This is a genomic window from Pseudomonas sp. LF-5, assembly GCF_037626295.1.
Classification (GTDB): Bacteria; Pseudomonadota; Gammaproteobacteria; order Pseudomonadales; family Pseudomonadaceae; genus Aquipseudomonas; species Aquipseudomonas monsensis.
On the sequence record NZ_JARKMT010000002.1, the window covers coordinates 833,734 to 858,657 of the forward strand.

18 protein-coding genes and 1 other RNA gene are annotated in these 24,924 nt (G+C 61.1%); 13 read left to right on the top strand and 6 right to left on the bottom strand.

What is annotated here, in order from left to right; all coding sequences use genetic code 11:
- Positions 1 to 194 precede the first annotated feature (194 nt).
- Positions 195 to 959, top strand: a complete 765-nt coding sequence (locus tag PseuLF5_RS11035) for a GntR family transcriptional regulator (RefSeq protein ID WP_123463602.1) — start codon at positions 195 to 197, stop codon at positions 957 to 959.
- 180 nt (positions 960 to 1,139) lie between these two features.
- Here the strand turns inward: PseuLF5_RS11035 and guaD are convergent, their stop codons facing one another.
- The 4 genes from guaD to xdhA all read right to left on the bottom strand — a co-directional run bounded on the left by guaD (position 1,140) and on the right by xdhA (position 7,277).
- On the bottom strand, positions 1,140 to 2,444 hold the full coding sequence (gene guaD / locus PseuLF5_RS11040) for a guanine deaminase (RefSeq protein ID WP_123463600.1): 1,305 nt from the start codon (positions 2,442 to 2,444) through the stop codon (positions 1,140 to 1,142).
- 13 nt (positions 2,445 to 2,457) lie between these two features.
- A complete protein-coding gene (gene xdhC / locus PseuLF5_RS11045; protein ID WP_340133514.1) occupies positions 2,458 to 3,315 on the bottom strand; it encodes a xanthine dehydrogenase accessory protein XdhC in 858 nt (285 codons plus the stop codon).
- 115 nt (positions 3,316 to 3,430) lie between these two features.
- Complete coding sequence (gene xdhB / locus PseuLF5_RS11050) at positions 3,431 to 5,830, bottom strand: xanthine dehydrogenase molybdopterin binding subunit (RefSeq protein WP_340133515.1); 2,400 nt, start codon at positions 5,828 to 5,830, stop codon at positions 3,431 to 3,433.
- Positions 5,823 to 7,277 (bottom strand): xanthine dehydrogenase small subunit, encoded by a 1,455-nt coding sequence (gene xdhA, locus PseuLF5_RS11055; protein WP_123463596.1) that lies wholly within the window; start codon positions 7,275 to 7,277, stop codon positions 5,823 to 5,825. Before xdhA ends, xdhB begins: the two co-directional genes overlap by 8 nt.
- Before the next feature lie 268 nt (positions 7,278 to 7,545).
- Between xdhA and PseuLF5_RS11060 the strand changes: the two genes are divergently transcribed.
- From PseuLF5_RS11060 to PseuLF5_RS11090, 7 genes are all read left to right on the top strand, one after another.
- Entirely contained in the window at positions 7,546 to 8,205 is a 660-nt protein-coding gene (locus PseuLF5_RS11060; RefSeq protein ID WP_123463594.1) for a GntR family transcriptional regulator, read from the top strand.
- Positions 8,206 to 8,207: 2 nt separating this feature from the next.
- Positions 8,208 to 11,696, top strand: coding sequence for a chromosome segregation protein SMC (gene smc / locus PseuLF5_RS11065; protein ID WP_123463592.1), 3,489 nt, complete (start codon positions 8,208 to 8,210; stop codon positions 11,694 to 11,696).
- Between the two features lie 260 nt (positions 11,697 to 11,956).
- Entirely contained in the window at positions 11,957 to 12,820 is an 864-nt protein-coding gene (gene zipA / locus PseuLF5_RS11070) for a cell division protein ZipA (RefSeq protein ID WP_123463590.1), read from the top strand.
- Between the two features lie 86 nt (positions 12,821 to 12,906).
- Positions 12,907 to 15,264, top strand: a complete 2,358-nt coding sequence (ligA, locus tag PseuLF5_RS11075) for an NAD-dependent DNA ligase LigA (RefSeq protein WP_340133517.1) — start codon at positions 12,907 to 12,909, stop codon at positions 15,262 to 15,264.
- A 110-nt stretch (positions 15,265 to 15,374) separates the two neighbouring features.
- On the top strand, positions 15,375 to 16,538 hold the full coding sequence (locus PseuLF5_RS11080; protein ID WP_123463586.1) for a zinc-binding metallopeptidase family protein: 1,164 nt from the start codon (positions 15,375 to 15,377) through the stop codon (positions 16,536 to 16,538).
- Positions 16,539 to 16,684: 146 nt separating this feature from the next.
- Positions 16,685 to 16,781, top strand: an RNA gene (ffs, locus tag PseuLF5_RS11085) — signal recognition particle sRNA small type.
- Positions 16,782 to 16,900: 119 nt separating this feature from the next.
- The gene (locus PseuLF5_RS11090; RefSeq protein ID WP_340133519.1) at positions 16,901 to 17,398 is read left to right on the top strand and encodes a hypothetical protein; all 498 of its coding nucleotides are present in this window, start codon (positions 16,901 to 16,903) and stop codon (positions 17,396 to 17,398) included.
- A 130-nt stretch (positions 17,399 to 17,528) separates the two neighbouring features.
- Here PseuLF5_RS11090 and PseuLF5_RS11095 read toward each other — a convergent pair whose 3' ends face one another.
- The gene (locus tag PseuLF5_RS11095) at positions 17,529 to 18,278 is read right to left on the bottom strand and encodes a substrate-binding periplasmic protein (RefSeq protein ID WP_123463582.1); all 750 of its coding nucleotides are present in this window, start codon (positions 18,276 to 18,278) and stop codon (positions 17,529 to 17,531) included.
- Between the two features lie 145 nt (positions 18,279 to 18,423).
- Here PseuLF5_RS11095 and dnaX point away from each other — a divergent pair, with 145 nt between their 5' ends.
- The 5 genes from dnaX to PseuLF5_RS11120 all read left to right on the top strand — a co-directional run bounded on the left by dnaX (position 18,424) and on the right by PseuLF5_RS11120 (position 24,165).
- Positions 18,424 to 20,502: a DNA polymerase III subunit gamma/tau gene (dnaX, locus tag PseuLF5_RS11100; RefSeq protein WP_340133521.1), complete on the top strand. Its 2,079-nt coding sequence runs from the start codon at positions 18,424 to 18,426 to the stop codon at positions 20,500 to 20,502.
- A 67-nt stretch (positions 20,503 to 20,569) separates the two neighbouring features.
- Positions 20,570 to 20,908, top strand: coding sequence for a YbaB/EbfC family nucleoid-associated protein (locus PseuLF5_RS11105; protein ID WP_003223337.1), 339 nt, complete (start codon positions 20,570 to 20,572; stop codon positions 20,906 to 20,908).
- A gap of 194 nt (positions 20,909 to 21,102) precedes the next feature.
- On the top strand, positions 21,103 to 22,137 hold the full coding sequence (locus PseuLF5_RS11110) for an NADP-dependent oxidoreductase (protein ID WP_267805886.1): 1,035 nt from the start codon (positions 21,103 to 21,105) through the stop codon (positions 22,135 to 22,137).
- Positions 22,138 to 22,203: 66 nt separating this feature from the next.
- On the top strand, positions 22,204 to 22,806 hold the full coding sequence (gene recR, locus PseuLF5_RS11115; RefSeq protein WP_123463576.1) for a recombination mediator RecR: 603 nt from the start codon (positions 22,204 to 22,206) through the stop codon (positions 22,804 to 22,806).
- Between the two features lie 210 nt (positions 22,807 to 23,016).
- Entirely contained in the window at positions 23,017 to 24,165 is a 1,149-nt protein-coding gene (locus tag PseuLF5_RS11120; protein WP_340133523.1) for an acyl-CoA dehydrogenase family protein, read from the top strand.
- A gap of 135 nt (positions 24,166 to 24,300) precedes the next feature.
- On the opposite strand, the gene PseuLF5_RS11125 is transcribed toward PseuLF5_RS11120, so the two are convergent.
- Positions 24,301 to 24,849, bottom strand: coding sequence for an adenine phosphoribosyltransferase (locus PseuLF5_RS11125; protein ID WP_027921719.1), 549 nt, complete (start codon positions 24,847 to 24,849; stop codon positions 24,301 to 24,303).
- Between the last annotated feature and the right edge of the window lie 75 nt (positions 24,850 to 24,924).

Sequence of the window (24,924 nt, forward strand, 5' to 3'; positions counted from 1 at the left end):
ATTCTGCGATCAAGCCTAAACTCAATCGTAACGGATCGTTGCAATACAGCCGAGGTCACAAACGGCCATACAGTCGTGTTGCCACCATCCATTGTGTACAATCGCGCTGTTTTTTACGCGATACTTGCCAGCGACCTACTGTGCCGTATTACAGTCACGGTCTATTCGCCGCAGTTCTCCCGACTCGAGTGCCCATGAACGAACAGTTGCAACCCCTCAAGAAACAACCGCGAGCAGGCAAAGCCGGCCGCAGCGGAACCCAGGACGATATTGTCTACGCGCATATCTTCGAGGCCATCCTCGAACAGCGTCTGGCGCCCGGCACCAAGTTGAGTGAAGAAGCGCTGGGGGAAATCTTCGGGGTCAGCCGCACGATCATTCGCCGTGCGCTGTCGCGTCTGGCCCATGAAGGAGTGGTGCTGTTGCGGCCGAACCGTGGCGCTGTGGTCGCCAGCCCGAGCGTTGAAGAAGCGCGTCAGGTGTTCATGGCTCGCCGTCTGGTCGAACGCGCGATCACTGAACTGGCGGTGCAGCACGCCACCGCCGAGCAGATCGCCGAGTTGCGGCAGATGGTCAACGACGAGCGCGACAGCTTCTCCCGTGGTGATCGCGGCGCCGGTATCCGGCTGTCGGGCGAGTTCCACCTGAAACTGGCCGAAGCGGCGAAGAACGCACCGCTGGTCAGCTTCCAGCGCAGCCTGGTGTCGCAGACCTCGCTGATCATTGCCCAGTATGAAAGCGGCAACCGTTCGCACTGCTCCTATGACGAGCACACCCAGTTGATCGACGCCATCGAGGCGCGCAACGGTGAGCTGGCGGTGGACCTGATGATGCATCACATGGATCACATCGACAGCAAGCTCAACCTCGATGAGGAAGGCGCGTCGGATGATCTGCATGCGGTGTTCTCGCATTTGTTGCAGACCAAGAAACCGGGGCGTCCGGCGGCCAAGCTCTAAGTCGGACCGAGTTGGCCCAATCGCTGGCAAGCCAGCTCCCACAGGATGTGTGGTGTAGCGCAAATCGGGTGAACACCTCAAAAACTGTGGGAGCTGGCTTGCCAGCGAAGGCGATCTGACAAGCAATAAAAATCCCCCGGGGTGAACACCTCCGGGGGATTTTTTATGCCTTGGAAAAACTCAGCGCTGATGCACCAGCGCACCCGCCGCATAAGTTTGCTGCACGGTCCGGTCATCCCCCAGTGTCATCAACACAAACAACGTTTCGGCAATGTTGTTGGCCTGCTTCAAGCGGTAGCTCAGCAGCGGCGTGGCGTTGTAATCCAGCACCAGGAAGTCGGCGTCAGAACCCGGTTGCAGGTTGCCGATCTTGTCTTCCAGGCGCAGTGCCCGCGCACCGCCAAGCGTTGCGAGGTACAGCGACTTGAACGGACTCAGGCGCGCGCCCTGCAACTGCATGACTTTGTAGGCTTCGTTCAGCGTTTGCAGCAGCGAGAAACTGGTGCCGCCGCCGACGTCGGTACCCAGGCCGACATTCAGTTTGTGTTTCTCGGCCATCGGCAAGTTGAACAGGCCGCTGCCGAGGAACAAGTTCGAAGTCGGGCAGAACGAGATTGCCGAGCCGGTTTGCGCCAAGCGTGCGCATTCGTCATCGCACAGGTGCACGCCATGGGCGAACACCGAGCGCTCGCCGAGCAACTGGTAGTGGTCGTAGACGTCGAGGTAACCCTTGCGCTCCGGGAACAGTTCCTTGACCCACTCGATTTCCTTGAGGTTCTCGCTGATGTGGGTCTGCATGTACAGATCCGGGTATTCGGTCAGCAGTTGCCCGGCGAGGGTCAGTTGTTCCGGGGTGCTGGTCGGGGCGAAGCGCGGGGTGACGGCATAGTGCAGACGGCCCTTGCCGTGCCAGCGCTCGATCAGCGCCTTGCTCTCGACGTAGCTGGATTCGGCGGTGTCGGTCAGGTAGTCCGGGGCGTTGCGGTCCATCATCACCTTGCCGGCGATCATCCGCAGGTCGAGCTTCTCGGCGGCTTCGAAGAAAGAGTTCACCGATTGCGGGTGCACGCTGCCGAATACCAATGCGGTGGTGGTGCCGTTGCGCAGCAGTTCCTTAATGAAGATGTCCGCGACTTCATCGGCGTGGTTTTTGTCACCAAACTGGCTTTCGCAGGGGAAGGTGTAGGTGTTCAGCCAGTCGAGCAGTTGCTCGCCGTAGGCGCCGACCATGCCGGTTTGCGGTAGGTGGATGTGGGTGTCGATGAAGCCTGGGGTGATCAGCGCATCCTGATAATGCGTGATCTCGATGTCCGCTGGCAGAGTCGGCAGCAGTTCGCTGGCGTGGCCGAGGGCGCTGATCTTGCCACCATCGACCACCAGCAGGCCGTCCTCGAAATATTCGTAGGAGGCTTCGATCCCGACGTCGGCAGGGTCGGCGATGCTGTGCAGGATGGCGGCGCGGTAGGCTTTGCGAGTCAGAGGCATGAGGGTTCTCTAATCAATTTGAGGCTTTGAGTTTGGCGGCCTGACTGCGGCGCGAAACCGGTAGCAGTCTGGCAATCGGTTCGGCGCTGGCGCTGTGCTGGCCGAAACTGGCGTTATAGGTGGCGATGATTTCGCCGGCGATGGAGATGGCGATTTCCACAGGCAGTTTGCCTTTGACTTCGCCGATGCCCATCGGGCAGCGCATGCGTTGCACGACGCCGGGGTCGAAACCGCGATCACGCAAGCGATGTTCGAACTTGGCCCGTTTGGTCTTCGAGCCGATCAGGCCGAACCAGGTGAAGTCATTGCGCTTGAGGATCGCGGCGGTGAGTTCCAGATCCAGTTGATGGTTGTGGGTCATGACGATGCAATAGCTGCCGGCGGGCAGGTCGTCGATTTCATCCACAGGCTCTTCAGCGACGATTTTACGGACACCGTGGGGAATCTGTTGGGGAAATTCCTCTTCCCGCGAATCGATCCAGCGTACCCGGCAGGGCAGGCTCGCGAGCAAAGGCACGAGGGCGCGACCGACGTGGCCGGCGCCGAACACCGCGATCTGCGCCTGCACCTGGCCCATCGGTTCGAACAGCAGCACCGTGGCGCCGCCGCAGCACTGGCCGAGGCTGGCACCGAGGCTGAAGCGCTCCAGATGCGTGTCCTGCTTGCAGCTGGCGAGCATCTCGCGGGCGATCTGCATGGCTTTGTATTCCAGATGCCCGCCACCGATGGTGTCGAAGGTCTGTTTCGCGCTGACGACCATTTTCGAGCCGGCGTTGCGCGGGGTCGAGCCGAGTTCTTCGATGATCGTCACCAGAACGCAGGGTTCGCCCTGATTCTGCAGGTCGGCGAGGGCGTCGATCCAGTTGTACATGTTCACCTCGACATCTTTGTTGTCTGTTCGGGCCTCTTCGCGAGCAAACTCGCTCCCACAGGAGAATGCATTCCAAATGTGGGAGCGAGCTTGCTCGCGAAGACCGCACCTCGGTTTAGAGCGGAGCCAACTCGGTTTCAGCGTCGACCGCTTTCACGGCCTTCAACTGGCGCATCTGCTCACACCCCCACAACACCCGCTCCGGAGTCGCCGGCGCATCAATCTTCGGCTGATGCTGGTAAGCACCCAGGCTCGCCACCGCATCCTTGATCGCACACCATGCGGCGATCCCGAGCATAAATGGCGGCTCGCCGACAGCCTTGGAATGGAACACCGTGTCTTCCGGGTTCTTGCGGTTTTCCACCAGCTTCACCCGCAGGTCGAGCGGCATGTCCGCCACGGCCGGGATCTTGTAGCTGGCCGGGCCGTTGGTCATCAGCTTGCCCTTGTTGTTCCAGACCAGCTCTTCCATGGTCAGCCAGCCCATGCCCTGCACGAAGCCCCCTTCGACCTGGCCGATGTCGATGGACGGGTTCAGCGAGGCGCCGACGTCGTGGAGGATGTCGGTGCGCAGCATCTTGTACTCGCCGGTCAGGGTGTCGACGATCACCTCGCAACATGCGGCGCCAAAGGCGAAGTAGTAGAACGGCCGGCCACGGGCCTGGCTGCGGTCGTAATAGATTTTCGGGGTCTTGTAGAAGCCGGTGCTCGACAGCGACACCTGATTGAAATACGCCTGCTGGATCAGCGCTTCGAAGGTCAGGATGTGATCACGCACGCGCACATGGCCGTTATGGAATTCCACATCTTCTTCGCTGACCTTGTAGTGCCGCGCAGCGAATTCGATCAGACGTTTCTTGATGGTCTCGGCGGCGTTCTGCGCGGCCTTGCCGTTGAGGTCAGCACCGCTGGAGGCGGCCGTCGGCGAGGTGTTTGGCACCTTGTCGGTGTTGGTCGCGGTGATCTGTACACGGTCGATTTCGACCTGGAACACTTCGGCCACCACCTGTGCGACTTTGGTGTTCAGGCCCTGGCCCATTTCCGTGCCGCCGTGGTTCAGGTGGATGCTGCCGTCGGTGTAAATGTGGATCAGTGCGCCGGCCTGGTTCAAGAAGCTGGCGGTGAAGGAAATACCGAATTTCACCGGGGTCAGCGCCAGGCCTTTTTTCAGGATCGGGCTGTTGGCGTTGTAGCGCCGGATCGCTTCGCGACGCTCGTGGTACTGGCTGCTCTCTTCCAGTTCGGCGGTCATCTCCTCGAGCATGTTGTGCTCGACGGTCTGGTAGTAGTGGGTGACGTTGCGCTCGGTCTTGCCGTAGTAGTTGGCCTTGCGCACCGCCAGCGGATCGAGGTGGAGGTGACGGGCAATCGCGTCCATTACTTCCTCGATGGCGACCATGCCTTGCGGGCCACCGAAACCACGGTAAGCGGTGTTCGACGCGGTGTTGGTCTTGCAGCGGTGACCATTGATCGTCGCGTCACCGAGGTAGTACGAGTTGTCCGAGTGGAACATCGCCCGGTCGACGATCGACGCGGACAAGTCCGGCGAGCAACCGCAGTTGCCGGCCAGGTCCATGTTGATCCCGTGCAGGCGCCCGGTGCTGTCGAAGCCGACGTCGTATTCGACGTAGAACGGGTGACGCTTGCCGGTCATCAGCATGTCTTCGACCCGCGGCAGGCGCATCTTCGTTGGCTGGCCGGTGAGGTGTGCAACCACGGCGCACAGGCACGCCGGGCTGGCAGCCTGGGTTTCCTTGCCACCGAAACCACCGCCCATGCGGCGCATGTCGACGACGATTTTATTCATCGACACGTCGAGCACTTCGGCGACCAGTTTTTGTACTTCGGTCGGGTTCTGTGTCGAGCAGTAGACGATCATGCCGCCGTCTTCGGTCGGCATCACCGAGGAGATCTGCGTCTCCAGGTAGAAGTGTTCCTGACCGCCAATGTGCAGCGTGCCCTGGATGCGGTGTTCAGCGGTCGCCAGCGCAGAGACCGAATCGCCGCGCTGATGGGTGTGGCTGTCGAGCACGAAGTGGCGTTTGCGCAAGGCTTCGACCACGTCGAGCACCGGTTCCAGATCTTCGTATTCGATGATCGCTGCCATCGCGGCCTTGCGGGCGGTTTCCAGATCCTTGGCGGCGACGGCGAGCACCGGTTGGCCGACGAACTGCACGTCGTCGATGGCCAGCAACGGATCGCCCGGCAGCAGCGGGCCGATGTCTTTCAGGCCCGGCACGTCTTCATGAGTGATCGCAATGCGCACGCCTTCGAAGGCGTAGCACGGCTTGGTGTCGATGCTGATGATTTTCGCGTGGGCGCGGTCCGACAGGCGTGCGTACAGGTGCAGCTGGTTGGGGAATTCCAGACGATCATCAATGTACTGCGCTTCACCGGACACGTGCTTGGCGGCGCTGTCGTGCTTGACGCTGCGGCCGACGCCGGTGGTCAGGTCCTTGGCGAACAGGTCAGCCAATTCAGCTTGAGTCTTCTCTACGGCGTGATGGTTAGACATAAGCGGTCACCCGAGTCTCGATGTGCGGTGTTTGCAGTTCGATGAAGTATTTGCGCAGCAGGTTCTGCGCGCTGAGCAGGCGATATTCCTTGCTGGCGCGGAAGTCCGAGAGCGGTGTGAAGTCGTCGGCCAATGCCGCGCAGGCGCGTTCGATCACGGCGTTGTTGAACGGCTGGCCGAGCAACACGGCTTCGCAGTGGGCGGCGCGTTTCGGGATCGCGGCCATGCCGCCGAAGGCCATGCGGGCGTCGCTGATCACGCCGTTTTCCACGCGCAGGTTGAAGGCGGCGCAGACGGCAGAAATGTCGTCGTCCAGACGTTTGGAGACCTTGTACGCGCGGAAACGCTGCTCGGCCGTGGCACGCGGGACGATGATTTTCTCGATGAACTCGCTTTCCTGACGCGCGGTGACTTTGTAGTCGATGAAGTAATCTTCCAGGTTCAAGGTGCGGCGGGTTTCGCCTTTGCACAGCACGACCTGCGCGCCGAGGGCAATCAGCAGCGGTGGCGAGTCACCGATCGGCGAGGCGTTGCCGATGTTGCCGCCGAGGGTGCCCTGGTTGCGGATCTGCAGGGAGGCGAAGCGGTGCAGCAGTTCACCGAAGTCCGGGTATTCGGCGTTCAGCGCTTCGTAGCAGTCGGAGAGGGCGGTGGCGGCGCCGATTTCGATACGGTCAGCGAAGGTTTCGATGCGCTTCATTTGCGCGACGTTGCCAACGTAGATCATCACTGGAAGGGTGCGGTGGAACTGGGTGACTTCCAGCGCCAGGTCGGTGCCACCGGCCAGCAGTCGCGCTTGTGGATAAGCGTCGTAAAGGTCGGCCAGATCAGCGACGGTCAGCGGCACCAGGCAGCGCTTGTCGCCGCTGTTGAGTTCGCCGATATCGGTCGGGGCGATGGCTTTGAGGCGGGCGATGGTCTCGGCTTCACGGGCGTCGAACTGGTCCGGTTGCTTGCCGCAGCACGACTGCTCGGCGGCGGCCAGAATCGGCCGGTAGCCGGTGCACCGGCAGAGGTTGCCGGCCAGCGCTTCGTGAGCCTTGGCCTGATCCGGTGCATCGCTGTTCTTTTGCAGGGCAAACAGCGACATGACGAAACCGGGGGTACAGAAACCGCACTGCGAGCCGTGGCACTCGACCATGGCTTTCTGCACGCTGTGCAGTTCGCCTTTGTGCTTGAGGTCTTCGACGCTGATCAGTTGTTTGCCGTGCAGCGACGAAACGAACGTCAGGCACGAGTTGAGGCTGCGATAGCGAATGTGTTCGCGGCCGTCGTCATCCGTTTGCAACTCGCCGACCACCACGGTGCAGGCGCCGCAGTCACCGCTGGCGCAACCTTCTTTGGTGCCGGATTTGCCCACATGTTCGCGCAGGTAATTGAGCACGGTCAGATTCGGGTCCAGGGCGTGCTCGCTACGGAGTTCCTGGTTAAGTAAAAACTGGATCACGGAAGGCCTCGCAGACTCATTATTGTTGTTAACCGACGTGAACCGAATTTAGCAGGTCTGACTTTTCGGTCAATGATTTTCTGACTTAAAGGTCAGGAAAATGCATTTCGTCGATCGACAACGTGTCTATTCAGTATTGACCCTCATTGGATCCCCTGCTTTTTTGCGGGATTCGTGCCAAAAACCGCTGAGTGGGCACTCCGCCATGAGCCTGCATTTGCGCTACACTGCGCCGCTTGTGCAGATCGAAAGAGTTTGAAGGACAACCATGACGTTCAAGGCGCCGGACAGCCTCGCCGAGCAAATCGCTCACCACCTCGCCGAACGCATCATTCGTGGCGAAATGAAGCCGGGAGAGCGCATCCAGGAACAGAAGGTCACGCTGGCCCTCAATGTCAGCCGCGGCTCGGTCCGCGAAGCCTTGCTGATCCTCGAGCGTCGCCACCTGATCGCGATCCTGCCGCGACGTGGCGCCCATGTAACCGAACTCACGCCGCACAAGGTGCAGAGCCTTTGCACGCTGATGAGCGAGCTGTACATCCTGCTCGGCAACTCGGTTGCCAATGGCTGGCAAGTCCAGTCGGACATGGCGCCGTTCGTGCAGATCCAGCAGCGCCTGACCGCCAGCTACGAGCGTCAGGACATCCGCACGTTTGTCGACGACAGCTTCGCGGTGATGCGCGCCGCTTATCCGTTCGCCAACAACCCATACCTGCAAGAGACGGTCGAGAACCTGCAGCCGGCCATGAGCCGTGCCTATTTCCTCGCCCTCGAACAACGCAAGGCGGAAATGAGCGAGTTCCTCGAACTGTTCGAACGCCTGCTGGCCGCCGTGCTTGCCCGTGATTTGCCGCAGATCCGCATCGTGCTGACGGCTTACGCCCGGCGCAGCTGCGATCTGGTGGTGTCTGCCCTGACGGTCGCCTAAGCGTGCGGCTCAAGTGCATCAAACTGGCGGGATTCAAATCCTTCGTCGACCCGACCACGGTGAACTTCCCCAGTAACATGGCGGCGGTCGTCGGGCCGAACGGTTGCGGCAAGTCGAACATCATCGACGCCGTGCGTTGGGTGATGGGCGAAAGTTCGGCGAAGAACCTCCGTGGCGAGTCGATGACCGACGTCATCTTCAACGGCTCGACCAGCCGCAAACCAGTGAGCCAGGCGAGCATCGAACTGGTGTTCGACAACTCCGACGGCACACTGCTGGGCGAGTACGCGGCTTACGCGGAGATTTCCATCCGCCGTAAAGTCACCCGCGACAGCCAGACTACTTATTACCTCAACGGCACCAAATGCCGTCGTCGCGACATCACCGATATTTTCCTCGGCACCGGCCTCGGCCCGCGCAGCTATTCGATCATCGAACAAGGCATGATCTCCAAGCTGATCGAATCCAAGCCCGAAGACCTGCGCAACTTTATCGAAGAAGCGGCGGGCATCTCCAAGTACAAGGAGCGCCGCCGCGAGACCGAAAACCGTATCCGCCGCACCCACGAAAACCTCGCTCGCCTGACTGACCTGCGCGAAGAACTCGAGCGTCAGCTCGAACGCTTGCACCGTCAGGCCGAAGCGGCGAAGAAGTATCAGGAATTCAAGGCCGAGGAGCGTCAGCTCAAGGCGCAACTGTCGGCCCTGCGCTGGCAGGATCTGAACGATCAGGTCGGCCAGCGCGAGTCGATCATCGGCACCCAGGAAATCAGTTTCGAGGCGCTGGTCGCCGAGCAGCGCAATGCCGATGCCGCCATTGAACGCCTGCGCGACGGTCACCACGACCTGTCCGAGCGCTTCAATCTGGTGCAGGGGCGCTTTTATTCGGTCGGCGGCGACATTGCCCGGGTCGAGCAGAGTATCCAGCACGGTCAGCAACGCCTGCGCCAGTTGCAGGACGATCTGAAAGAAGCCGAGCGGGCGCGGCTGGAAACCGAATCGCACCTGGGGCACGACCGCACGTTGCTGCTGACTCTCGGCGAAGAGCTGGACATGCTGACCCCGGAACAGGAAGTCACCAGCGCTGCCGCCGAAGAAGCCGCTGCTGCGCTGGAGGATTCCGAGAGTGTCATGCATGGCTGGCAGGAGCAGTGGGACGCTTTCAACCTGACCGCCGCTGAACCGCGACGTCAGGCCGAAGTGCAGCAGTCGCGCATCCAGCAGCTGGAAACCAGCATGGAGCGCCTGGCCGATCGGCAGAAGCGTCTGGGTGAGGAGCGCGCGTTGCTCTCGGCCGATCCCGAAGACGCGGCGATCATGGCGCTCAACGAGCAACTCGCCGAGTCCGAAGCGACGCTTGAAGATCTGCAGACCAGCGAAGAAGCGCAGGTCGAAAAACTTGAGCAACTGCGTCAGGAGTTGCAGCAGGCACTGACCGCGCAGCAACAGGCGCAGGGCGATCTGCAACGCCTCAACGGCCGGCTGGCTTCGTTGGAAGCCTTGCAGCAAGCTGCGCTCGATCCGGGCACCGGCACCGCCGAATGGTTGAAGGAACATAATCTCGCTGAGCGCCCACGTCTGGCCGAAGGCCTGAAGGTCGAGGCGGGTTGGGAGCTGGCGGTGGAAACCGTGCTCGGCGCCGATCTGCAAGCGGTGCTGGTCGACGATTTCAGCGGTTTCGATCTGTCCGGGTTCAGCCAGGGCGATCTGCGCCTGCTCAGTCCGGGCAACGATGGCGTGCGCGTGGCGGGCAGCCTGCTGGACAAAGTCGAAGCGCAGATTGATCTGTCGCCGTGGCTGGGCCAGGTCAAACCGGTCGACAGCCTGGAGCAGGCATTGGCACTGCGCGGACAATTGAGCGCCGGCCAGAGCCTGATCAGTCGCGATGGCTATTGGGTCGGTCGGCATTTTCTGCGCGTGCGCCGGGCCAGCGAAGCGGAAAGCGGCATGCTCGCCCGTGGCCAGGAAATCGAGGCTTTGCATCTCGAGCGCGAAGAGCGCGAAGCCACGGTCGAAGCCATGGAAACCCGTTTGCAAACCCTGCGCGCGCAACAGCGTCAGCAGGAAAACGGCCGCGAACATTTGCGTCGCTTGCTGCAAGACGAAGCACGCCAGCAAGGCGAATTGAAAGCGCAGTTGTCCGCGGGTAAAGCCAAGGCCGAACAACTGACCTTGCGCCGCACCCGTCTCGATGAGGAACTGATCGAGCTCGGCGAACAACGCGAACTCGAGCACGAGCAGATCGGCGAAGCGCGCATGCAATTGCAGGAAGCGCTGGACGCCATGGCGCTGGACACTGAACAGCGCGAATTGCTGCTGGCCCAGCGCGACAGTCTGCGCGAACGCCTCGACCGCGTGCGTCAGGAAGCGCGGCAGCACAAGGATCACGCCCATCAGTTGGCCGTGCGTCTCGGCTCGTTGCGCGCGCAGCATGACTCCACGCGTCAGGCGTTGGAGCGTCTGGAAATGCAGGCCGAGCGCCTGACGGAAAAGCGCGAACAGTTGAGTCTGAACCTGGAGGAGGGCGAGGCACCGCTGGAAGAGCTGCGCCTGAAACTCGAGGAGTTGCTCGACAAGCGCATGACCGTCGACGAAGAACTCAAGACCGCGCAAATCGCCCTCGAAGACGCCGACCGCGAACTGCGCGATGCGGAAAAACGCCGGACCCAGGCCGAGCAGCAATCGCAACTGATCCGCGGCCAGCTCGAACAGCAGCGCATGGAATGGCAAGCCCTGACCGTGCGCCGCAAGGCCTTGCAAGATCAACTGCTCGAAGACGGCTACGATCTCAACGGCGTACTCGCGACATTGACGGCGCAAGCCAGTGAACGTGAAGCCGAAGAAGAACTCGAACGGATCAACGCGCGGATTCAACGCCTGGGCGCGATCAACCTCGCGGCCATCGACGAGTACACGCAACAATCCGAGCGTAAACGTTATCTGGATGCTCAGGACGCCGATCTGGTCGAGGCCCTGGAGACCCTGGAGAACGTGATTCGCAAGATCGACAAGGAAACCCGTAACCGTTTCAAAGATACCTTTGATCAGATCAATGGCGGTTTACAGGCGCTTTTCCCAAAAGTTTTCGGTGGCGGGCGCGCGTATTTGGAACTGACGGGCGAAGATCTACTCGATACAGGGGTAACGATCATGGCGCAGCCGCCAGGGAAGAAGAACAGCACCATCCATTTGCTCTCTGGCGGGGAAAAGGCCCTGACCGCACTGGCACTGGTGTTTGCCATCTTCAAATTGAATCCGGCGCCGTTCTGCATGCTCGATGAGGTTGACGCGCCACTGGATGACGCTAACGTTGGACGCTACGCACGCTTGGTCAAAGAGATGTCGCAGACCGTGCAGTTCATCTACATCACCCACAACAAGATCGCCATGGAAATGGCTGAGCAGTTGATGGGCGTGACGATGCATGAGCCGGGTTGTTCGCGACTGGTAGCCGTGGATGTCGAGGAGGCGATGGCGATGGTGGACGCCTGAGCCAGCGTGGTGTCGGAAAGGTAATTGAGGGTTGTAGGACTTTTTTACCGGGGGTCGACTTGCTGGCCAATCGACATATTCGCGCAAGCCAATGAGACAGACGGTGTAAAGTTGTCTTTGGTCGTGCTAGTTTAATGTCAATTTTTCGTATACGTGGGCAAAACGCCTGTCAGAACATAGAGTTGGCGCCACGTTTTAAAGCGGTTTGCACAATGTAAACCCCTTATTTTTCAGCATTTTTTATAGAGGCACGGGATTACATGGAAATCGGTCTGCGCGAGTGGCTGATCGTCATCGGCATCATTGTGATAGCCGGTATTCTTTTCGATGGCTGGCGCCGTATGCGCGGCGGCAAGGGAAAACTGAAATTCCGTCTTGACCGAAGTCTGTCCAACCTGCCGGACGAGGACACCAGCGCTGAGCTGTTGGGCCCGGCCCGCGTGCTGGACACACATAAAGAACCGCAACTGGACGAGCATGATCTGCCGTCGGTGAGCATGCCGGCCCGCGAACCTCGCGAGCCTCGCGAATCCGGCTCCAAGCGTGGCAAGCGCGGCAGCAACGGTCCGGCCCAGGGCGACCTGAACCTCGACCTCGATCTGGACGGTGGCCCGAGCTTCAGCAGCCGTGACGACGATTTCGTCGAAGACACCAAACCTGCGCCGGCCGTGGTCGACAAGGACCAGCCGCAAGCCGAAGAAGTCCTGGTGATCAGCGTGATCTGCCGCGACGCCGCCGGCTTCAAAGGCCCGGCGTTGTTGCAGAACATTCTGGAAAGCGGTCTGCGTTTTGGCGAGATGGATATTTTCCACCGTCACGAAAGCATGGCCGGCAACGGTGAAGTGCTGTTCTCCATGGCCAACGCGGTCAAACCGGGGATCTTCGATCTGGACGATATCGACCATTTCAGCACCCCGGCGGTGAGCTTCTTCCTCGGCCTGCCAGGCCCGCGTCATCCGAAGCAAGCCTTCGACGTGATGGTGGCGGCAGCCCGCAAGCTGTCCCAGGAACTGAACGGCGAACTGAAAGATGACCAGCGCAGTGTTCTGACCGCACAAACGATTGAGCACTACCGTCAGCGCATCGTTGAATTCGAACGTCGCGCCCTGACCCAGAAGCGTTGATTGAAAAGATTGCCTCGGCACAAGAGGCAGTCGGCAATATAGATTGAGCAGCCTCGGCTGCTCTTTTGCTTTATGAGAGAACACCCATGACCGCCGCCAAAACCCGCATTCTAGAGCTGCGCGCTGAACTCGATCAGCACAACTACCGTTACCACGTCCTCGACGAGCCGAGCATTCCGGACGCCGAGTACGACCGGTTGTTCCACGAGCTCAAGGCACTGGAAGCGGCCCACCCGGAACTGATCACCAGCGACTCGCCGACCCAGCGCGTCGGCAGCGTGGCACTGACCGCGTTCACTCAGGTGCGTCACGAAGTACCGATGCTCAGCCTCGGCAACGCCTTCGAAGAAACCGACATGCGCGAATTCGATCGCCGGGTGACCGAAGGTCTGGATCTGCCGGCGGGCGATCTGTTCGGTGGTGGCGCGGCGGTGGAGTACAGCTGCGAACCGAAGCTCGATGGTCTGGCGGTCAGCCTGCTGTATCAGGACGGCGTGCTGGTGCGCGGCGCCACACGCGGCGATGGCACCACTGGCGAAGACATCAGCGTCAACGTGCGCACCGTGCGCAACATTCCGCTGAAGCTGCACGGCGAAGGCTGGCCGGCGACCCTGGAAGTGCGCGGTGAAGTGTTCATGTCCAAGGCCGGTTTCGAGCGCCTCAACGCCTCGCAACTGGAAGTCGGTGGCAAGACCTTCGCCAACCCGCGCAACGCCGCTGCCGGCAGTCTGCGTCAGCTGGATTCGAAGATCACCGCCAACCGGCCGCTGGAATTCTGCTGCTACGGCATCGGTCAGGTCTCCCACGATATTTCCGACACCCACATCGGCAACCTCAAGCAGTTGCAGCAGTGGGGTCTGCCGATCAGCCATGAGCTGAAACTGGCCAAGGGCATTGGCGAGTGTCTGGACTATTACCGCGACATCGGCGAACGACGCAATTCACTGGCCTATGAAATCGACGGCGTGGTGTTCAAGGTCAACAGCATTGCCGATCAGCGCGAGCTGGGCTTCCGCGCCCGCGAACCGCGCTGGGCGATCGCGCATAAATTCCCGGCGATGGAAGAGCTCACCGAGCTGCTCGACGTGGAATTCCAGGTCGGCCGCACCGGCGCCGTTACGCCGGTCGCGCGCCTGAAACCGGTCAAGGTTGCAGGTGTCACCGTGGCCAACGCGACGTTGCACAACATGGATGAAGTCGCGCGCCTGGGGCTGATGATCGGCGACACGGTGATCATCCGCCGCGCCGGTGACGTGATTCCGCAAGTGGTGCAGGTGGTCACCGAGCGCCGTCCGGAAAATGCGCGGCCGGTAGCGATCCCGCAGACGTGCCCGGTGTGCGGGTCGCATGTTGAGCGTACGCAACTGATCAAGCGCAGCAAGGGCAAGGAAACGGTCAGCGAAGGCGCGGTGTATCGCTGCGTCGGTCGCCTGGCCTGCGGTGCGCAATTGAAGCAGGCGATCATTCACTTCGTCTCGCGTCGAGCGATGGATATCGAAGGCCTTGGCGACAAGAGCGTCGAGCAACTGGTCGATGAAGGTCTGGTCAGTTCACCGGCGGATCTGTATGCGCTGAAGTTCGACGACATCGTCGATCTGGAAGGCTTCGCCGAAGTGTCCAGCAACAAACTGCTGGCGGCGATTGATGACAGCAAGCAGCCGGGGCTGGCGCGGTTTATCTACGCGCTGGGCATTCCCGACGTCGGCGAAGAGACGGCCAAAGTGCTGGCGCGCTCGCTGGGTTCGCTGGAACGCGTGCAGCAGGCGTTGCCGCAAGTGCTGACCTATCTGCCGGACGTGGGGCTGGAGGTGGCGCACGAGATTCACAGCTTTTTTGAAGATGCGCATAACCAGCAGGTCATCAGCGAGTTGCTCGGTCATGGTTTGCAGATTCAGGATCAGGGTGAGCTGGGCGCCGAGTTTGCGGCCAGCACCACCCTGGGTGGTTTCCTCGACAAACTGCACATCCCTTCGGTCGGCCCCGGCGGTGCGCAGAAACTGGCGGACAAGTTTGGTTCGCTGGAAGCCGTGATGAATGCGGACTGGCTGGACATGCGTCAGGCGCTGCCGGAAAAACAGGCCAACGCGGTGCGTGAGTTCTTTGCATCGGCAGAGCATCGGCAGATCGCCGAGTCCGCCGAGAAACAGCTGCGTGATTTCGGCATGCACTGGCAGAGCGAGAAGAAAGTCGTCGAAGGTCTGCCATTGTCCGGCGAGACCTGGGTGTTGACCGGCAAGGTCGAGCTGATGAGCCGCGATGTCGCCAAGGAGCATCTGGAAAGCCTTGGCGCGAAAGTCGCCGGTTCGGTGTCGGCAAAAACTCACTGCGTGGTCGCCGGCCCGGGGGCCGGTTCCAAGCTGACCAAAGCCAATGAGCTGGGCGTGAAAGTGATGGACGAAGAAGCGTTTATCGCCTTCCTCAAAACCCACGGTATCTCCGCCTGAGTCATTGGGTGAACCCAAAACCTGTGGTATCAGCCAATAGCTGTGGAGTATTCGGAACGATGTTGTCTCGGCAATGATCTAGTCTTGGCAAGCCCCAGGGAGAGATCGCCATGTACCGCTTTTTCGAGCAGCTCAGTTCGCGCATCGTCGCGCCGTTCACGGGTGAATCCTCACGCAACAGTAAAGTCTGGCCGTGCCGCTGCGGCCAGTCGCTGTTCTTTCGCAACAGCCAGTGCCTGGCCTGCAACGCGTTGCTTGGCTATCAGCCCGAAGAAAGCCGCCTGACCTCGCTGCAGCCTGGGCTGCTGGCCGACACGTGGACCCTCGACGTCGCTCCTGAGGCCGGGCTTTTCCGCCGCTGCGCCAACCTTGACACGCCCGCCGCGTGTAACTGGCTGCTGCCGGCCAACGATCACGACCGCCTGTGCGTCGCCTGCAGCCTCAATCGCACCATCCCCGACCTGTCCGTCCCGGACAACCCTGAGCGCTGGCGCAAGGTCGAAATCGCCAAGCGTCGTCTGGTCGCGCAACTGATTACGCTCGGTTTGCAGGTCATCCCGAAAACCGTTGACGAAGAAACCGGGCTGGCCTTCGACTTCATCGGCGTCGACCTTGAAGGCAACGCGCCGATGACCGGTCACGCCAACGGCCTGATCACCCTCGACATCAAGGAAGCCGACGACGCCCACCGCGAACAGGTGCGGGCGGCGATGCATGAACCCTATCGCACGCTGCTCGGGCATTTCCGTCATGAGGTCGGGCATTACTACTGGGATCGCCTGATCGCCAATGGCCCGTGGCTCGGATCGTTTCGTGATCTGTTCGGCGACGAACGCGCCAGTTATGCCGAGGCCCTGGATCGCCATTACCAGCAAGGCGCGCCGCTGGACTGGCCGCAGCGCTACGTCAGCGCCTACGCCACCATGCACCCGTGGGAAGACTGGGCGGAAACCTGGGCGCACTACCTGCACATGATGGACGCGGTGGACACCGCGCTGGGCTTCGGCATGAGTGCGCGGGAAATGGACTTCGACTACCAGCCGTTTCCGCCCGGCACCCTGTACGACCCGGAGCACCCCGGCGGTGCGGCATTCCTGTCGTTCGTCAATGCCTGGATCGAGCTGGCAGGGATGCTCAATGAACTGTCACGGAGCATGGGGCAGCCGGATTTCTACCCGTTCGTGCTGCCGGCGCCGGCGATTGCCAAGCTGCATTTCATTCATCTGGTGATCCAGCAGGCGGGCGGTCGTGCAGACGAAGTCCTGACCCTGTAGGCGCTGGCGCCGGCTGCGATCTTTCGCTGTCACTGCATGTCCTTGAACCCGTTCATATTTTTAATCTGCAACCAACGGTTGTAACTTCGCTTCAGATAGGTACAATGGCGCGGCTCGCCGACAGGCAAGCGTCGTTATGGTGACCCCATCGGTCCCCCCGCAACGATTACCCGTGAACCTGGTCAGATCCGGAAGGAAGCAGCCACAGCGGGAACATTGTGTGCCGGGGTGTGGCTGGTGGGGTTACCACCTTAACGAACAATCGAACGCTTCAAACAGAACTGCATGGGTTTCGCCCACTGCGGTTTTTTTATGCCTGTCGATCTTCCGCTTCATTCTTTGCTGTTGCCAGGAGGCTTTTCATGTCATTTCCAAAACTCTTCCTCTGCCTGTTGGCATCCACGTTGCTCGCAGCCTGCGCCACGCCGCTGACGCCTGAGCAACAAGAGGCTCAGGATGCGGAAACCGCAGCGGCCCGCGACTACTTTTCGCGCAAGGTCGAACTCACCGATGATGGCGGCGATTCAGCGGGTTACACCACGCTGGAATTGAAGAACTCCATTGAGGGTTACGTTCTTGCCTACTACGGCGCGGATAAGATGACCCCGCTCTACACCGAAGAAGTCACCAAGTGTGTAGGCAAGATGGGCGCATTTCCTTCGCTCGATTGCGAGCTCTACAACGGTGTTCATCGTTGGGCGGGGTTTTCCTACACCGTGGCGCCTGAAGATACGGTCGTAAAGGATCCTCGACTGATTCCGATGCAAAGCCGGATCAATGTCAAAAAAGGCGATCTGATCGTGATGACGCGCCACTCGCCACAACACTGGCGATTTGCCGGGCGCTTCTTGCAACCGTAAGGATTCAGCAAAACGTGCTGTTTGGGCCCGAAAAAACCACCTGTTCAGGTGGTTTTTTATTGTGTCTTTGTTGCACGAGCTGTCGAGCAGGCCGCCAGCTATCGAACAGGCCCACGATGGCCGTGTGTGCTCAGGCCCCTGGTTCTGCACGACCGGTATACAACCGGATAATCTCATCAATCTCCCCCGACATCTTCATCCGCAGCAATGTGCGCAAGATCCGCTGCACCGGTACTTTCGGGTCATTGCGCACATAGCACCCGACCTTCTGCTCTTGTAGCACCGCCACGCCTTGCAGCTGCTGTTCAGGTATCAACCGCTGATTGAACCAGTCCAGCGTCCACTGGTTGCTCACCGCATAGCGATAACGCCCGGCCAGCAGCTTCTCCAGCACCTGTTCCTGATTGCGCGCATCTTCGCGCTGCAGTTGATCGGCATCGAACAGTGGTTGCAGGGTAGGGTAGGTGTAGCCGAGCACGGTGCCGATCGACTGGCGCGGCAGGGTGGTCGGGTCGACACGGGTCAATGGTGCCTTGCGGCTGACCAGCAGATCACGCTGAAACAGCAGCGGAATGCTCCAGATGTAATCGCCGGACTGATTCGGCAGCCACGACTGCGCGGCATAGCAGCGCACGTCGATCGCGCCTTGTTCCATGGCCGTCTGCACCCGGGCGCGGGGCAGGACATGGAATTGCGCCGGCACGCCGACCTGAGTGGCGAGGCTGAGCATGAGATCGTACAGAATGCCCTGGGTCGGGCGGCCGTGTTCCAATTGCACCATCGGCATGGCCCAGCTGTCGGGCATGGCGAAGCGCAGCGGGGGCTCCGCTGCGGACGTGCTCAGGCTGATTCCCAACAAAGCCGCCAAGGCCCAACGCATAAACGCTCCGGTAATTCCCCATCCCGAGCCGATAAAAGCCTCTGCTCATGCAGCTTAGCCATATTAGACGAGCACACCGGATGCAATTTTGCCCTTGCTCCGCTAGCATTAGCCGCTTCAGCTTCCTTCGTTGCGACGGTTTTCGATGAGTTATCAGGTTCTTGCACGTAAATGGCGTCCGCGCTCGTTCCGCGAAATGGTCGGCCAGACCCATGTGCTCAAGGCTCTGATCAATGCCTTGGACAGCCAGCGGCTGCACCACGCCTACCTGTTCACCGGGACGCGGGGGGTGGGTAAAACCACAATTGCGCGGATCATTGCCAAATGCCTGAACTGTGAGACAGGTATCACTTCCAGCCCCTGCGGTGAGTGCTCGGTGTGCCGGGAAATCGACGAGGGCCGTTTCGTCGACCTGATCGAGATCGACGCCGCGAGCCGCACCAAGGTCGAAGACACCCGCGAACTGCTCGACAACGTGCAGTACGCGCCGAGCCGCGGGCGCTTCAAGGTCTACCTGATCGACGAAGTGCACATGCTCTCCAGCCATTCCTTCAATGCGCTGCTGAAAACCCTCGAAGAGCCGCCGCCGTACGTCAAGTTCATCCTGGCGACCACGGACCCGCAGAAACTTCCGGCAACGATTTTGTCGCGATGCCTGCAGTTCTCCCTGAAAAACATGACACCGGAGCGCGTGGTCGAGCATTTGACCCACGTTCTGACCGCCGAGAACGTGCCGTTCGAAGACGATGCCCTGTGGTTGCTCGGTCGCGCTGCTGACGGTTCGATGCGGGACGCCATGAGCCTGACCGATCAGGCCATCGCTTTCGGTGAGGGCAAGGTCCTGGCCACCGACGTGCGGGCGATGCTCGGCACGCTGGACCATGGTCAGGTCTACGACGTCCTGCATTCTTTGATCGAAGGCGACGCCAAGGCGCTGCTCGAGGCCGTGCGGCACCTGGCCGAGCAAGGCCCGGACTGGAACGGCGTACTCTCGGAAATTCTCAACGTGCTGCACCGCGTCGCCATCGCCCAGGCGCTGCCGGAAGGTGTCGATAACGGTCATGGCGACCGCGATCGCGTATTGGCGCTGGCCCAGGCATTGCCTGCCGAAGACGTGCAGTTCTATTACCAGATGGGCCTGATCGGCCGCCGCGATTTGCCGCTGGCGCCGGACCCGCGTGGCGGTTTCGAGATGGTGCTGCTGCGGATGCTGGCCTTCCGGCCGGCGGACACGGCGGACGCCCCGAGGCAACCGCTAAAGCCAGTGGGGATCAGCCAGGCCACAGTTGATTCCGCAAACTCAGTGGCTGCCGCGCCCAAGCCTGCGCCGGTAGTCGCTGCGGCTGTTGCGCCGGCTCCGACGCCCGTGGTGGCCCCGGCACCGGTTCCGGAACCAGCACCGGTTGCGCCCGTCGTGGTTGCCGAGCCAGAACCTGAGCCGATCATCGCCGCAGCGGTGGTCGACCTGCCGTGGAACGACCCGGTTGAAGCCGAGCCAGAGCCCGTGCAGCACCCCGCCGTCGAACCGGTACTGGAAACCGCTGCCGAGCAGCCCGAGTTGCCGCCGATGCCGCTGCCGACTCCGGACAGCGTGGTCCCGGATGCGCCGGAATGGGCCGCTGCGCCGATTCCCGAGCCGTCGGTTGCCGACGTCGATGCCGCCACCCCGGGCATGGACCTGGACGACGAGCCGCCGCTGGACGAGGATTACATCGAGCCGGACATGGATTCGGCCTACAGTTACCTCGACGAACTGGCCAGCGAACACGCTGCTGAGCCAGCGCCGGAACCCGAGCCGGAACCTGCGGCAGCGCCGGCCACCGGTCTTGCACTGCAATGGCTGGAGCTGTTCCCGCAATTGCCGATCTCCGGCATGACCGGCAGCATCGCCGCCAACTGCACGCTGATCGCCGTCGATGGCGATCACTGGCTGATGCACCTGGACCCGGCGCACAGTGCACTGTTCAATGCCACGCAACAGCGGCGCCTGAACGATGCGTTGAACCAGTTTCACGGTCGTACGCTGAGCCTGACCATCGAGCTGATCAAGCCCGAGCAGGAAACCCCGGCCCAGGCTGCGTCGCGTCGCCGGGCCAACCGTCAGCGCGAGGCGGAGGAGTCGATCCACGGTGATCCGTTCATCCAGCAGATGGTCCAACAGTTCGGCGCGGTGGTGCGACACGATACTATTGAACCTGTCGACGCTTTGGTCCCCCAAGGCTAATAACTGAAGGCGTCCGGCCGTACAGGGCGGACGCTGTTTTGATCCAAGTACTTTTGAGGTGATTCCCATGATGAAAGGTGGCATGGCCGGCCTGATGAAGCAGGCGCAGCAGATGCAGGAAAAAATGGCCAAGATGCAGGAAGAACTGGCCAACGCCGAAGTCACCGGTAAAGCCGGTGGCGATATGGTCACCGTGGTGATGACCGGTCGTCACGACGTGAAAAGCGTGAGCATCGACCCAAGCCTGGTCGAAGGCCTGAGCGAAGACGACAAGGAGATGCTGGAAGCCGTGGTTGCTGCCGCCGTCAACGACGCCGTGCGCAAGATTGAAGCCAACAGCCAGGAAAAAATGGGCAGCATGACCGCTGGCATGAACCTGCCAGCCGGTATGAAACTGCCATTCTGATTCGCCATACGGCGGCAGATGAGCTACACAAAATGCCAGGCATTGCGCTTGGCATTTTTGTTTCTGGCGCTTCCTGGAGTGCGCGTCTTGTGATCTCCCTCGCCCCAGGTTCACAGTAGAAACATCGAACCTGCTATTGCCACAACGGTCTGCTCCCTATACCCCGGAATTCATCATTCACAGGAGACGCTGACATGTCCGACCCTCTTACCCTCAATCAACGTTTTGTCCTTGCCTCTCGTCCTGTGGGCGCGCCGACCCCGGAAAACTTCCGCCTGGAGCGCGAAGCGTTGCCCGACCTCGAAGATGGCCAGATCCTGCTGAAAACCCTGTACCTGTCGCTTGACCCCTATATGCGCGGACGCATGAGCGACGCCCCGTCCTACGCCGCTCCGGTACAAATCGGCGAAGTCATGACCGGTGGCGCTGTCAGCCGTGTCGAGGACTCGCGTCATCCGAAATTCCACAAGGGCGATCTGGTGGTCGGCGCCACAGGCTGGCAAAGCCACAGCATCAGTGACGGACGCAACATCATCCCGATCCCTGCCGGGCTGCCGAGCCCGTCGATGGCCCTCGGTGTGCTCGGCATGCCGGGCATGACCGCGTACATGGGGCTGATGGACATCGGTCAGCCGAAAGAGGGGGAAACCCTGGTGGTGGCCGCCGCCTCCGGCGCCGTGGGCTCGGTGGTCGGCCAGGTGGCGAAGATCAAAGGCCTGCGTGCGGTCGGTGTGGCCGGTGGGGCCGAGAAGTGCAAATACGTGGTCGAGGAACTGGGTTTCGACGCCTGCATCGATCACAAGGCGCCGGACTTTGCCGAACAGCTGGCGAAGGCGTGCCCGCAAGGCATCGACATCTATTACGAAAACGTCGGCGGTCATGTCTTCGATGCGGTGGTGCCGCTGCTCAATCCCAAGGCGCGCATTCCGTTGTGCGGGCTGATTGCCGGTTACAACGCTGCCGAAGCGCCGCAAGGCCCGGACCGCCTGCCGCTGCTGCAACGCACGTTGCTGACCAAGCGTGTGCGCATTCAGGGCTTTATCGTGTTCGATGACTACGGTGATCGTCAGCCGGAATTCATCAGTCACATGGTGCCGTGGGTGCGCGACGGCAAGGTGAAGTTCCGCGAGGACGTGGTCGAGGGCCTGGAGCAGGCGCCCGAGGCGTTTATCGGTCTGCTGGAAGGGCGCAACTTCGGCAAACTGGTGGTGAAGGTCGCCACAGACTGAGTATTTGACGCTGGCCAGAGGCGCGGGTATAAACCGCGTCTCGTTGTTTTGTCGGACTTTTTACCCATGAGCTTCAGCCCTTTGATTCGCCAACTGATCGACGCCCTGCGAATTTTGCCGGGTGTGGGTCAGAAAACCGCCCAGCGCATGGCGTTGCAGTTGCTCGAGCGTGATCGCAGCGGCGGTACGCGCCTGGCCCAGTCCCTGAGCCAGGCCATGGAAGGGGTCGGTCATTGCCGCCAGTGCCGCACGTTGACCGAAGACGATCTGTGCCCGCAATGCGCCGATACCCGCCGCGATGACACCTTGCTGTGTGTGGTCGAAGGGCCGATGGATGTCTACGCGGTCGAACAGACCGGGTTCCGTGGACGCTACTTCGTGCTCAAGGGGCATCTGTCGCCGCTCGATGGCCTTGGGCCTGAGGCCATCGGCATTCCGCAATTGATGACGCGAATTGAAGAGGCGGGCACGTTTACCGAGGTCATCCTCGCCACCAACCCGACGGTGGAAGGTGAGGCCACGGCGCATTACATCGCGCAGCTTCTCGCCAACAAAGGCCTGATCGCTTCGCGCATTGCTCACGGCGTGCCGTTGGGTGGTGAGCTCGAGTTGGTCGATGGCGGGACGCTGGCGCATTCGTTTGCCGGGCGTAAGCCGATTTCCCTCTGATATTTGTATGGCCTGATCTGGCCTCATCGCAGGCGGACCAGCTCCCACAGTGATTTGTGTTGATCACCAAACAGGGTGAACAACTCCGGACCTGTGGGCGCTGGCTTGCCAGCAATGACCCCCCCCCCGGTTTCCCTGGCTTGCACAATCTTGTTGAAAACCAAGCAAGCGCTCGGTTAAGTTCGGCGAACCCTCTAGTGGAGTTTGCCCATGCCTGCCTTCCACGAATACTTCGACCCCAGCCACCAAATGGTTCGCGACAGCGTCAGACGTTTTGTCGAACGCGAGATCCTGCCGGATATTGATGCGTGGGAAGAAGCCGAAAGCTTCCCTCGTGAGTTGTACCTGAAGGCCGGGGCGGCGGGGATTCTCGGCATCGGTTATCCCGAAGCGCTGGGTGGCAGCCACGAAGGCGATCTGTTCGCCAAGGTCGCCGCCAGTGAGGAGTTGATGCGCTCTGGCTCTGGCGGCCTGGTGGCGGGGCTGGGTTCGCTGGATATCGGCTTGCCGCCGATCGTCAAATGGGCGCGGCCTGAAGTCCGTGATCGCGTGGTGCCACAGGTGCTCAGCGGCGAGAAAATCAGCGCCCTGGCCATCACCGAGCCCGGCGGCGGCTCCGACGTCGCCAACCTGCAAACCCGTGCTGTGCGTGACGGCGAGTTCTACCGCGTCAGCGGCTGCAAGACGTTCATTACCAGCGGCGTGCGCGCCGATTTCTACACCGTGGCGGTGCGCACCGGCGCGCCGGGTTTCGGCGGTATCAGCCTGTTGCTGATCGAGAAGGGCACGCCCGGTTTCACCGTTGGCCGCCAACTGAAGAAAATGGGCTGGTGGGCGTCGGACACGGCTGAACTGTTTTTCGACGATTGTCGCGTGCCGCTGGCAAACCTGATCGGCGCCGAGAACATGGGCTTCGCCTGCATCATGGGCAACTTCCAGAGCGAGCGCCTGGCGTTGGCCCTGATGGCCAACATGACCTCACAGCTGGCGCTGGAAGAGGCCCTGAAGTGGGCGCGCGAGCGTGAGGCGTTTGGTAAACCGATCGGCAAGTTTCAAGTGATCAAGCATCGCCTCGCCGAAATGGCCACGGCGCTGGAGGTCTCGCGGGAGTTCACCTATCGGCAGGCGGCGAAGATGGCGGCGGGGCAGAGTGTGATCAAGGAGATTTCCATGGCGAAAAACTTTGCCACGGACACGTCGGACCGGATCACTACCGAGGCGGTGCAGATTCTTGGCGGGTTGGGTTATATGCGCGAGAGTCTCGTGGAGCGGCTGTATCGGGATAACCGCATCTTGTCGATTGGCGGCGGGACGCGGGAGGTGATGAACGAAATCATCAGCAAGCAGATGGGGCTTTGAATTGTTGGTGAAGCCGCTGGCGCCATCGCTGGCAAGCCAGCTCCCACAGGGTTTTGGGGCGTACACAATATTTGTGAACGACTGAAATCACTGTGGGCGCTGGCTTGCCAGCAATGGCGTCAGTGGGGGCGCCGCTTACTTGTCAGTCAGGGCAAACTGCGTCAGGCAGAACGTCGGGATGCCCATGTCCTCAAGTCGCTGCGACCCCCCAAGCTCCGGCAAATCAATGATCGCCGCCGCCTCATGCACCCGCGCCCCCATCCGGCGAATCAGGTTGGCCGCCGCAATCAGCGTGCCGCCGGTGGCGATCAGGTCATCGAACATCACCACCGAATCACCTTCGCACAGGCTGTCGGCATGCACTTCGAGGAACGCTTCGCCGTACTCCGTCGCATAACCTTCGGCCAACACGTCCGCCGGCAGCTTGCCTTGCTTGCGGAACAGCACCAGCGGCTTGTTCAACTGATAGGCCAGTACCGAACCGATCAGAAAACCACGGGCGTCCATCGCGCCGATGTGGGTGAAGTCGGCTTCGACATAGCGGTGGGCGAAGCTGTCCATCACCAGGCGCAGGGCCGTTGGCGACTGGAACAGCGGGGTGATGTCGCGAAAGATCACGCCCGGTTTCGGGAAGTCGATCACGGGGCGGATCAAGGATTTGATGTCGAAGGAGTCGAAGACCATCGTCGAGGTGTCCTGGCAGGGCTGCAAACGGCGCAGTATACCCGCGGCTGAAACGGTTCGCTCGGCCGCGGGTCG

Bases quoted from the DNA above. Each gene is read 5' to 3' on its own strand.
- PseuLF5_RS11035 (WP_123463602.1), top strand. From the start codon at position 195: ATGAACGAACAGTTGCAACCCCTCAAGAAACAACCGCGAGCAGGCAAA.
- guaD (WP_123463600.1), bottom strand. From the start codon at position 2,444: ATGCCTCTGACTCGCAAAGCCTACCGCGCCGCCATCCTGCACAGCATC.
- xdhC (WP_340133514.1), bottom strand. From the start codon at position 3,315: ATGTACAACTGGATCGACGCCCTCGCCGACCTGCAGAATCAGGGCGAA.
- xdhB (WP_340133515.1), bottom strand. From the start codon at position 5,830: ATGTCTAACCATCACGCCGTAGAGAAGACTCAAGCTGAATTGGCTGAC.
- PseuLF5_RS11060 (WP_123463594.1), top strand. From the start codon at position 7,546: ATGACGTTCAAGGCGCCGGACAGCCTCGCCGAGCAAATCGCTCACCAC.
- zipA (WP_123463590.1), top strand. From the start codon at position 11,957: ATGGAAATCGGTCTGCGCGAGTGGCTGATCGTCATCGGCATCATTGTG.
- ligA (WP_340133517.1), top strand. From the start codon at position 12,907: ATGACCGCCGCCAAAACCCGCATTCTAGAGCTGCGCGCTGAACTCGAT.
- PseuLF5_RS11080 (WP_123463586.1), top strand. From the start codon at position 15,375: ATGTACCGCTTTTTCGAGCAGCTCAGTTCGCGCATCGTCGCGCCGTTC.
- PseuLF5_RS11090 (WP_340133519.1), top strand. From the start codon at position 16,901: ATGTCATTTCCAAAACTCTTCCTCTGCCTGTTGGCATCCACGTTGCTC.
- PseuLF5_RS11095 (WP_123463582.1), bottom strand. From the start codon at position 18,278: ATGCGTTGGGCCTTGGCGGCTTTGTTGGGAATCAGCCTGAGCACGTCC.
- dnaX (WP_340133521.1), top strand. From the start codon at position 18,424: ATGAGTTATCAGGTTCTTGCACGTAAATGGCGTCCGCGCTCGTTCCGC.
- PseuLF5_RS11105 (WP_003223337.1), top strand. From the start codon at position 20,570: ATGATGAAAGGTGGCATGGCCGGCCTGATGAAGCAGGCGCAGCAGATG.
- PseuLF5_RS11110 (WP_267805886.1), top strand. From the start codon at position 21,103: ATGTCCGACCCTCTTACCCTCAATCAACGTTTTGTCCTTGCCTCTCGT.
- recR (WP_123463576.1), top strand. From the start codon at position 22,204: ATGAGCTTCAGCCCTTTGATTCGCCAACTGATCGACGCCCTGCGAATT.
- PseuLF5_RS11120 (WP_340133523.1), top strand. From the start codon at position 23,017: ATGCCTGCCTTCCACGAATACTTCGACCCCAGCCACCAAATGGTTCGC.
- PseuLF5_RS11125 (WP_027921719.1), bottom strand. From the start codon at position 24,849: ATGGTCTTCGACTCCTTCGACATCAAATCCTTGATCCGCCCCGTGATC.